This window comes from Pseudomonadota bacterium (assembly GCA_030775045.1).
Taxonomy (GTDB): domain Bacteria; phylum Pseudomonadota; class Alphaproteobacteria; order JALYJY01; family JALYJY01; genus JALYJY01.
In genome coordinates this window covers 1-7,979 of sequence record JALYJY010000084.1, presented here as the reverse complement: position 1 = coordinate 7,979, position 7,979 = coordinate 1, and the positions used below count along the sequence as shown (strand labels likewise).

Sequence of the window (7,979 nt, the reverse complement as noted above, 5' to 3'; positions counted from 1 at the left end):
GGTTCAGCTGCGGGAGGTGGCGGTGCTGTTCGTGGCGCCGGCGCTGGTTGTTGTTGTACCGCAAGCCATCTTCCGGAACGAGGCGACGCCCCTGTTTTCGCCGCTACTGGCATGGAAGCCCTGGGGACGGAGGGTGGGTCTCCCGGATTTCCCTGTTTTTCCGGACCCGGTATGGCTGGTATTCGCCCAGCGACAGGGGGTAAAGGTTTTCTGGAGATTGCAGCAGCAGGGGGCAAACCCGATGCCGGGGCAGAGGGAGATGGTGTATACAGCTGTTGCCCTGTCAGTTCTTTCCCCGGGGGAGGAGTTGTTCTGCCCAGTGCGGCTATGGGAGATCCTGTTTCTGCCATGGCGGCTGCAGTGGCAGGTACCCCCAGCTGTGACTGGCGCAGTGTTTCGCCACGGGCGACCTGCATATGGATGTAAAGCAGAAGGTAGGCTCCGGCCAGAAATTTTCTGGCATTTTTCAGATCCTGCGGCGGCCTGTTCTGATTGGTCAGGATATCCGATACAAGGAATATATTATCCAGAATCTGTTCGCAGGATTTTACAACTTTTCCAGGCTCAAAAGATTGTGCTTCGGTAATTTTTGTATTGTATCCCGTCACTGTGAGAACAAGAGCTTCCCTGTCCTGTGTATTCAGATCCTTTATGCCCCTTGCATGAAAGGGGCTCAGGTCCTGGGCCTGTTCCGGATAATGACGCCAGACGAAGAGAAGCCAGAGCAGAAGACTGTTTTCAAGTTCTGTTGCGCGGTGTGCCGCCAGTGCCTGATGCCTGGCATCTGTGTGGATAAGGCTTTCGGCTTTTTTCCGGATAACGACAAGAAGGTTGAATTCATCACGCTTTGCCGTCTTTTCATCCCCTGGTTTTGTTTTTTCTGTTTCAGCCATCTGCAGTTACTTTATTATTTCACAACGTCCATTTGGTATTAAATCAAATTACTTTCAGCAAGTTCTTTCCTGTATCGGCTACGGCTTCGTGTCACTATCCTCCCAAGGTTGCACCGGGTTGACATCCGGTTGACAGCCTGTAAACCCTGAAGCCCGCACTATTACTGGTTTCTGGGCTTAAAATTTCCAAAATTGACAGTTTTTCCGGATGTCAACCGGAGACCTTTTTTCAGAAGGGTAGTTTTGGGGCTCCTTTTACCTCTCCCCCTGAGGTAGGGGTCGACATACCAAAGCAAGGCGGAAGTGTGTCGGGTGAGGGATATGGACGAAGGTCTTCCTGCGACCCCTCACCCGCTCACTGCGTTCGCGACCTCATCTCAGGGGGAGAGGTAAAAAAGTCCCTTGTCCTGCCGCCGGAGGAGGATTTTTTGCCGTCCTTTTCACAATATAAACGTACCGGCCTCCACCAAGGCTGCGGCGTGGCAAGCCGCCCGAAAGCGGCCCGACATATATAAAGGAAAACAAGCCTTTTGTAGATAAAAAAAGGATTTTATACCCCTGTTCATCGTTTCAGGCCCAGCCGCAAGAGGCATTGAATGCCCTGCGGGCCCTGTGTATGGTTCCATCCGGACAGAAACCGCAAAAAGAAAAGAAAGGATTCCGCCATGGCTTTTGAATTGGCCCCGCTGCCCTATGCCCGTGATGCCCTCGAGCCGGTGATTTCGGCAAAGACCATGGATTTCCATTATGGAAAGCACCACCAGACCTATGTGACCAACCTGAACAATCTGGTCAAGGATACCCCCCTGGCAGGGAAAAGCCTGGAAGAGGTTATCAAGGCCACCCACGATGATCCGGCCCGGCAGGGGATTTTCAATAACGCTGCCCAGGTGTGGAACCACGACTTTTTCTGGAAAAGCATGAAAAAGGGCGGTGGCGGGGCCATGCCGGGTGCGCTGGAAAAGAAGATCGTCGCGGATTTTGGCAGTGTGGATGCGTTCCGTGAGGCGTTTACCCAGGCCGGCCTGACCCAGTTCGGCAGCGGCTGGGCCTGGCTGGAAGTGGATAACGGAAAGCTGAAGGTTACCAAGACCCCCAATGCCCATACGCCGGTGGCCCATGGGCGGCAGGCCCTGATCGTCTGCGACGTGTGGGAGCACGCCTATTATCTGGACTACCAGAACCGCCGCGGCGATTTCCTGAAGGCCTTCCTGGACAGCCTGGTGAACTGGGACTTTGCGGCTGAGCAGCTGGCGAAAGCTGCCTGATCCGTGATTGTGGGCGTGGGCTCGGACCTTGTTGATATCCGCCGGATCGCCAGGACCCTGGAGCGGTTCGGCGACCGTTTTGTCCGCCGGGTGTTCACTGAGGCCGAGCGGCAGAAGGCTGACCGGCGCCCCGCTTCCGGCAACAACAGCCGGGCCGCCACCTATGCCCGGCGCTATGCGGCCAAGGAGGCCTGCGCCAAGGCCCTGGGGACAGGACTGGGGCAGGGGGTGGGCTGGAAGGATATCGGCGTGGTCAACCTGCCGTCGGGACAGCCGACCCTGGTCCTGTCCGGCCAGGCAAAGAAACGGTTGCAGGAACTGGTGCCACAGCCTATGGTGCCTGTCGTCAGCCTGACTCTGACAGATGAATTTCCTGTGGCCCAGGCTGTTGTGATCATCTCATCCATGACCGGGAAAATGTCCGAATGAATACAGTATCGCCGAAAGGACCGGGGGAACCCCTGTCGCCCCAGGAAGAGGCCCGGGCCCGTGCAGCCCTGAAAAAGACCAGCGGACACAGCAGCTTCTATGACACGGTCAGGACCATCGTGCTTGCTGTCCTGCTGGCCCTGCTGATCCGGACATTTGCGTACGAGCCATTCAGCATCCCTTCCGGTTCCATGTTCCCCACGCTTCTGACCGGGGACTATCTGTTTGTCTCCAAATTCTCCTATGGGTACAGCCGCTACAGCCTGCCTGCCGGTATTCCCCTGATCGAGAACCGGATCATGGCCAGCTCCCCGAAACGGGGTGATGTGGCTGTGTTCAAGCTGCCCTCTGACGGCCGGACGGACTATATCAAGCGCGTGATCGGCCTTCCGGGCGACAGGATCCAGGTTGTGGACGGGGTGCTGCATATCAATTTTACCCCTGTAACCCGCCAGAAAGAAGCCACGAGGACTATTCCCGGCGCCACCGGAACCATGGAAGTGACAGAGTATACCGAGACCCTGCCCGGGGGCGTCAGCCACAGGATCTGGGAACGGTCTGACAATGCGCCCCTGGATAACACGCCGGTCTATACGGTTCCCCCTGGCCATTACTTCATGATGGGTGACAACCGCGACAATTCCACCGACAGCCGCGTCCTGGTCCCGTATCAGGTCCAGAACGATGAAACCTGGAACAGCCCTTCCCGGCAGGGCTTTGTCTCTGACCGCGGTGTCGGGTTTGTGCCTAGCGTGAACCTGGTGGGCCGGGCCGACCTGATCTTTTTCTCCCTGGGCGATGGCACACACTTCTGGGAACTGTGGAAGTGGCCCTGGTCCCTGCGTTTCAGCCGCCTTTTCAGGCCTGTTGGCTGATCCCGTGACCGGTGATATCAGGGAATTCGGCAAGGTTCTGGGGCACAGTTTCTCCCGCCCTGACCTGTTGCAGGCCGCCCTGACCCATCCCGGTCTGTCCGGCCAGAAACCCGCCCCGTCCGGCGAGGCCAATACATACGAGCGTCTGGAGTTCCTGGGTGACCGGGTTCTGGGCCTGGTCATGGCCGAATGGCTTCTGGAGCGCTTTCCCGGTGAGAAGGAGGGCGATATTGCAAAGCGCCACGCGGCCCTTGTCCGCCGGGAGTCCCTAGATCATGTGGCCCGGGCCATCGGGCTGCTGTCTTGGCTGCGGCTGGCGGATTCAGGAAAAGGGGAAGGGCAGGTCAACCGCTCGGTCCCTGGCGATGCGTGCGAGGCTGTGATCGGTGCCCTGTACCTGGATGGCGGGCTGGACGTGGTGCGCCGGTTCATCCGCACCTGGTGGGAGCCGCTGGTGTCCCAGGCGTCAGCCCCGCCCGTGGATCCCAAGACGCAGCTCCAGGAATGGCTGCTGGCCCGGGGCATGCCCCTTCCGGTCTATGAAATTGTCGGACGGACCGGGCCTGACCATGCACCTGTCTTTGATATCCGGGCGAGTGTAACCGGTGGCCCCTCGGCCACAGGCAGCGGCACATCCCGCCGGGATGCGGAGAAGCTTGCGGCCCGGGCCCTGTTTGAACAGCTGGAGTCCGGACAGTCATGACGGAAGGTGTGGAACAGAAGTGCGGCTTTGTGGCCATTCTGGGCGCTCCCAACGCCGGCAAGTCCACCCTGCTGAATGCCCTTGTAGGAAACAAGGTTTCCATTGTCTCGCCCAAGCCCCAGACAACACGGTCGCGGGTTCTGGGAATCCTGATCGAGGGTGGCAGCCAGATCATCCTGGTGGATACGCCCGGGATTTTCCGGCCCCGCCGCCGCCTGGACCGGGCCATGGTCTCCGCCGCCTGGCAGGGAGCCGCCGATGCGGACCAGACGATGCTTCTGGTGGATGCTTCGCAGAAGAATGCGGTGGCCGATGCACAGCCGCTGCTGGAGCGGCTGGAGAAGGCCGGGCGCAAGGCCGTCCTGGTGCTGAACAAGATCGACCTGGTGCCCAAGGGCCGGCTGCTGGAGCTGACGGCCGCCCTGAACCGTACCGGCCTGTTCACGGATACCCTGATGATCTCGGCCCTGACCGGTGACGGGATTGGTCAGCTGAAACAGTATCTGGCGCAACGGATGCGGCCGGGTCCTTGGCTGTTTCCGGAAGACCAGATCTCGGACATGCCCATGCGCCTGCTGGCCGCTGAGGTGACCCGGGAAAAGCTGTTCCTGCAGCTGCATGAGGAACTGCCCTATGCCATGATGGTCGAGACCGAAACCTGGGAGGAGCAGGATAACGGCTCTGTCCGCATCGGCCAGATTATCTGCGTCACCCGCGACAACCACAGGGCCATCGTGCTGGGCCAGGGCGGGCAGCGCATCAAGGCCATCGGCATCGCGGCCCGCAAGGAGCTGGAACAGATCCTGGAGCGGCCTGTCCATCTGGCCCTGCACGTCAAGGTCCGGAAGGACTGGATGGAGAAGTCTGCTTGGTACGTCGCCTGGGGCCTCGATTTCAACGCGCAGGAATAACCCATGGAATGGACCGATCAGGGCATCGTGCTGTCCGCCCGTCCCCACGGTGAGAGCGCGGCTGTCGTTGTCCTGATGACCCGGGAGCATGGCCGTCATGCCGGGCTGGTCCACGGGGGCCAGTCGGCGCGGCGCCAGGCGGATCTGGAAACCGGAACAGAGGTCCGGGTTGTCTGGCGGGGCAGGGGGGCTGACAGCCTGGGAACGTGGGCCCTGGAGCCTGTCCGCCACTACGCGGCGGGCTTTCTGGCAGATTCCCTGCGCCTTGCGGCTGTGGTTTCAGCCTGCAGCCTGGTCGATGTGGGGATGCCCGAGCGGGAACCCCATCCGGCGGTTTTCGATGGCCTGCTGGCCCTGTTTTCCGCGCTGGAGGGGCAGGCTTGGGATGCGGCCTGTATCCTGTGGGAAATGGCCCTGCTGCGCGAGATGGGGTTTGGCCTGGATCTGGAGCGCTGTGCCCTGACCGGGCAGAAGGATGACCTGGCCTGGGTCAGTCCCAGGACGGGACGGGCCGTCAGCCGGTCTGCGGGAGAGGCCTGGCAGGGCCGCCTTCTGCCGCTGCCCGGTTTTCTGGGGGGGCGCGCGGAGCTGGACAGGGCAGATATCATCCAGGGGCTGGAGCTGACCGGGTATTTCCTGGAACGCCACGCCCTGGCCAGCCGGGATATTCCCCTGCCGCCGGCCCGGTCCCGGCTTTTTGAGCTCTGCTCTGGTCGTTCAGGGGCCGGAACGGTCTGACTTTACACCCTTTCTTCTGCCTTTACCTGCTGCCACAGGGTTTCCATGGCTTCCAGGGTGCTGTCCCCGGGTGTTTTTCCCTGTGCGGCCAGAAGCTCCTCGACGCGGCCGAAGCGGCGCTCGAACTTCTGTCCCGCCCGGCGCAGGGCCGTTTCAGGGTCAACCTTCAGGTTCCGGGCGATATTGCTGACTACGAACAGGATGTCGCCGATCTCTTCCGACAGGGCGTCGGGCGGGGGAGCGTCCTTGCGGACCTCCTCCTTCAGCTCGGCGATTTCTTCGTCCAGTTTTGCGAAGATGCCGCTGATGTCCCGCCATTCAAACCCCACGCGGGCTGATTTTTCCTGAAGCTTGACCGCCCGGGTCAGGGCCGGCAGTGCCAGGGGAACCCCGTCCAGGGTTTTTCCGGAGCCGCCCTTGCGGGCTTTTTCCGCGGCCTTCTGCTCTTCCCATTTTTCCTTTTGTTCCTCTGAGGTCGTGACCTGGTCCTGGCCGAAAATTCCCGGGTGGCGGCGGACCAGCTTGTCGGTAATGGCCTGCGCCACATCCGCAAAGGAAAACCAGCCCTTTTCCTCGGCCATGCGGGCGTGAAAAACCACCTGGAACAGCAGGTCGCCCAGTTCCTCCCGCAGATCCTCCGGGCTGTTCCTGTCGATGGCGTCGACGACCTCATACGCCTCTTCCAGGGTATAGGGGGCAATAGTGCTGAAATCCTGTTCCAGATCCCAGGGACAGCCTGTTCCGGGAGTGCGCAGTCTGGCCATAATACCCAGAAGGTGGTGGATTCTTTCTCCGGCGTCAGTCGGCTGTTGCATTCATGGTCCTGTAGCGCTAGCTGTTGAACCGGCACAGATCACCACGGAAGGCGGAGAAAGGCCATGGGAATGTTTGATGACCGGGAAAAATCCTTTGAGAAGGCTTTCGCCCGGGATGCCGAGCTGCGGTTCAGGGTCCATTCCCGCTGTGCCCGCATGCTGTCCTGGTGGGCTGCCGGCCGCATGAATCTCCCACCGGCGGACATCGAGGCCTGGGTCCGCGATGTTATGGCCCGGGACATGCAGAAAGAGGGGATCGAGGATCTGTGGGCCATCCTGCAGAAGGACATGGCAGACAGGAACGTCCCGGTGACCCTGGACGAGATCCGGGAAAAATCAGAAGAATTCATGAAAAAGGCTCTGGCTGAACTGGCCGGGCAGGGGTAGGTTTCTCCTTCTTTCCGGGCATCCTGAAGCGAAAGCGCAGATCGCATGTCGAAGACCACACAGACCGTTGAACTGACCACCGTCCCGGGGGCCGAGAGTCCCTTTACCGTGAACTTCGGGCCCCAGCATCCTGCCGCCCACGGGGTCCTGCGCCTGGTGCTGGAGCTGGACGGCGAGACGGTCACCCGCGCGGATCCACACATCGGCCTGCTGCACCGGGGTACGGAAAAGCTGATCGAGTACAAGACGTACATGCAGGCCCTGCCGTATTTCGACCGGCTGGACTATGTCTCCCCCATGAGCCAGGAGCATCCGTTTGTCCTGGCAGTGGAAAAGCTTCTGGGCATCACGGTGCCGCCCCGGGCGCAATACATCCGCGTGATGTTTTCCGAGATCACGCGCATCCTGAACCATATACTGAACATCACCACTTTTGCCCTGGACGTGGGCGCCATGACGCCCGTGTGGTGGGGGTTCGAGCAGCGGGAAAAGCTTCTGGAATTCTATGAGCGCACCAGCGGCGCCCGGTTCCACGCCAACTACTTCCGCCCAGGCGGCGTCGCCTGGGATCTGCCGGCAGGCCTGACCGACGATATCCATGCCTTTACAGAGCAGTTCCCGAAATTCGTGGGCGAGCTGGAAGAGCTTCTGACCGGAAACCGTGTGTTCAAGCAGCGTACGGTGGATATCGGGATTGTGCCGAAAGAGGACGCCATGGCGTGGGGCTTCAGCGGCCCTATGCTGCGCGCCAGCAATGTGGCATGGGACCTGCGCAAGGCCCAGCCGTACGAGGTGTATGACCAGCTGGACTTTGACGTTCCCGTGGGCCTGACAGGGGACTGCTATGCCCGCTATCTGGTGCGGATCGAGGAAATGCGCCAGTCCAACCGCATCATCCGCCAGTGCCTGGAAAAGATGCCGGCTGGTCCGGTCAAGGTGGACGACCGCAAGGTTGTGCCC

The 7,979-nt window shown here is 60.6% G+C and carries 10 protein-coding genes; 9 read left to right on the top strand and 1 reads right to left on the bottom strand.

The annotated features are described in order from the left end of the window. The first annotated feature begins 416 nt into the window (after window positions 1-416). The 7 genes from M3O22_07545 (at window position 417) to recO (ending at window position 5,817) form a co-directional block, all read left to right on the top strand. Window positions 417-935 (top strand): hypothetical protein, encoded by a 519-nt coding sequence (locus tag M3O22_07545; GenBank protein ID MDP9196599.1) that lies wholly within the window; start codon window positions 417-419, stop codon window positions 933-935. A 623-nt stretch (window positions 936-1,558) separates the two neighbouring features. Continuing rightward, window positions 1,559-2,161: a superoxide dismutase gene (locus M3O22_07540; protein ID MDP9196598.1), complete on the top strand. Its 603-nt coding sequence runs from the start codon at window positions 1,559-1,561 to the stop codon at window positions 2,159-2,161. Between the two features lie 3 nt (window positions 2,162-2,164). Further along, window positions 2,165-2,590, top strand: coding sequence for a holo-ACP synthase (acpS, locus tag M3O22_07535; GenBank protein ID MDP9196597.1), 426 nt, complete (start codon window positions 2,165-2,167; stop codon window positions 2,588-2,590). Next, a complete protein-coding gene (gene lepB / locus M3O22_07530) occupies window positions 2,587-3,465 on the top strand; it encodes a signal peptidase I (GenBank protein MDP9196596.1) in 879 nt (292 codons plus the stop codon). Before acpS ends, lepB begins: the two co-directional genes overlap by 4 nt. Beyond that, window positions 3,458-4,168, top strand: coding sequence for a ribonuclease III (gene rnc, locus M3O22_07525; GenBank protein MDP9196595.1), 711 nt, complete (start codon window positions 3,458-3,460; stop codon window positions 4,166-4,168). Before lepB ends, rnc begins: the two co-directional genes overlap by 8 nt. Beyond that, window positions 4,165-5,079 (top strand): GTPase Era, encoded by a 915-nt coding sequence (gene era, locus M3O22_07520; GenBank protein MDP9196594.1) that lies wholly within the window; start codon window positions 4,165-4,167, stop codon window positions 5,077-5,079. The genes rnc and era overlap by 4 nt, the downstream gene beginning before the upstream one ends. Window positions 5,080-5,082: 3 nt before the next feature. After that, on the top strand, window positions 5,083-5,817 hold the full coding sequence (gene recO, locus M3O22_07515; protein MDP9196593.1) for a DNA repair protein RecO: 735 nt from the start codon (window positions 5,083-5,085) through the stop codon (window positions 5,815-5,817). A gap of 2 nt (window positions 5,818-5,819) precedes the next feature. Here the strand turns inward: recO and mazG are convergent, their stop codons facing one another. Then, on the bottom strand, window positions 5,820-6,632 hold the full coding sequence (mazG, locus tag M3O22_07510; protein MDP9196592.1) for a nucleoside triphosphate pyrophosphohydrolase: 813 nt from the start codon (window positions 6,630-6,632) through the stop codon (window positions 5,820-5,822). 63 nt (window positions 6,633-6,695) lie between these two features. On the opposite strand from mazG, the gene M3O22_07505 reads away from it, so the two are divergent. Beyond that, window positions 6,696-7,019: a DUF1476 domain-containing protein gene (locus M3O22_07505; protein ID MDP9196591.1), complete on the top strand. Its 324-nt coding sequence runs from the start codon at window positions 6,696-6,698 to the stop codon at window positions 7,017-7,019. A 45-nt stretch (window positions 7,020-7,064) separates the two neighbouring features. After that, window positions 7,065-7,979: NADH-quinone oxidoreductase subunit D (locus M3O22_07500; protein MDP9196590.1), on the top strand; the 915-nt coding region annotated here is incomplete at its 3' end.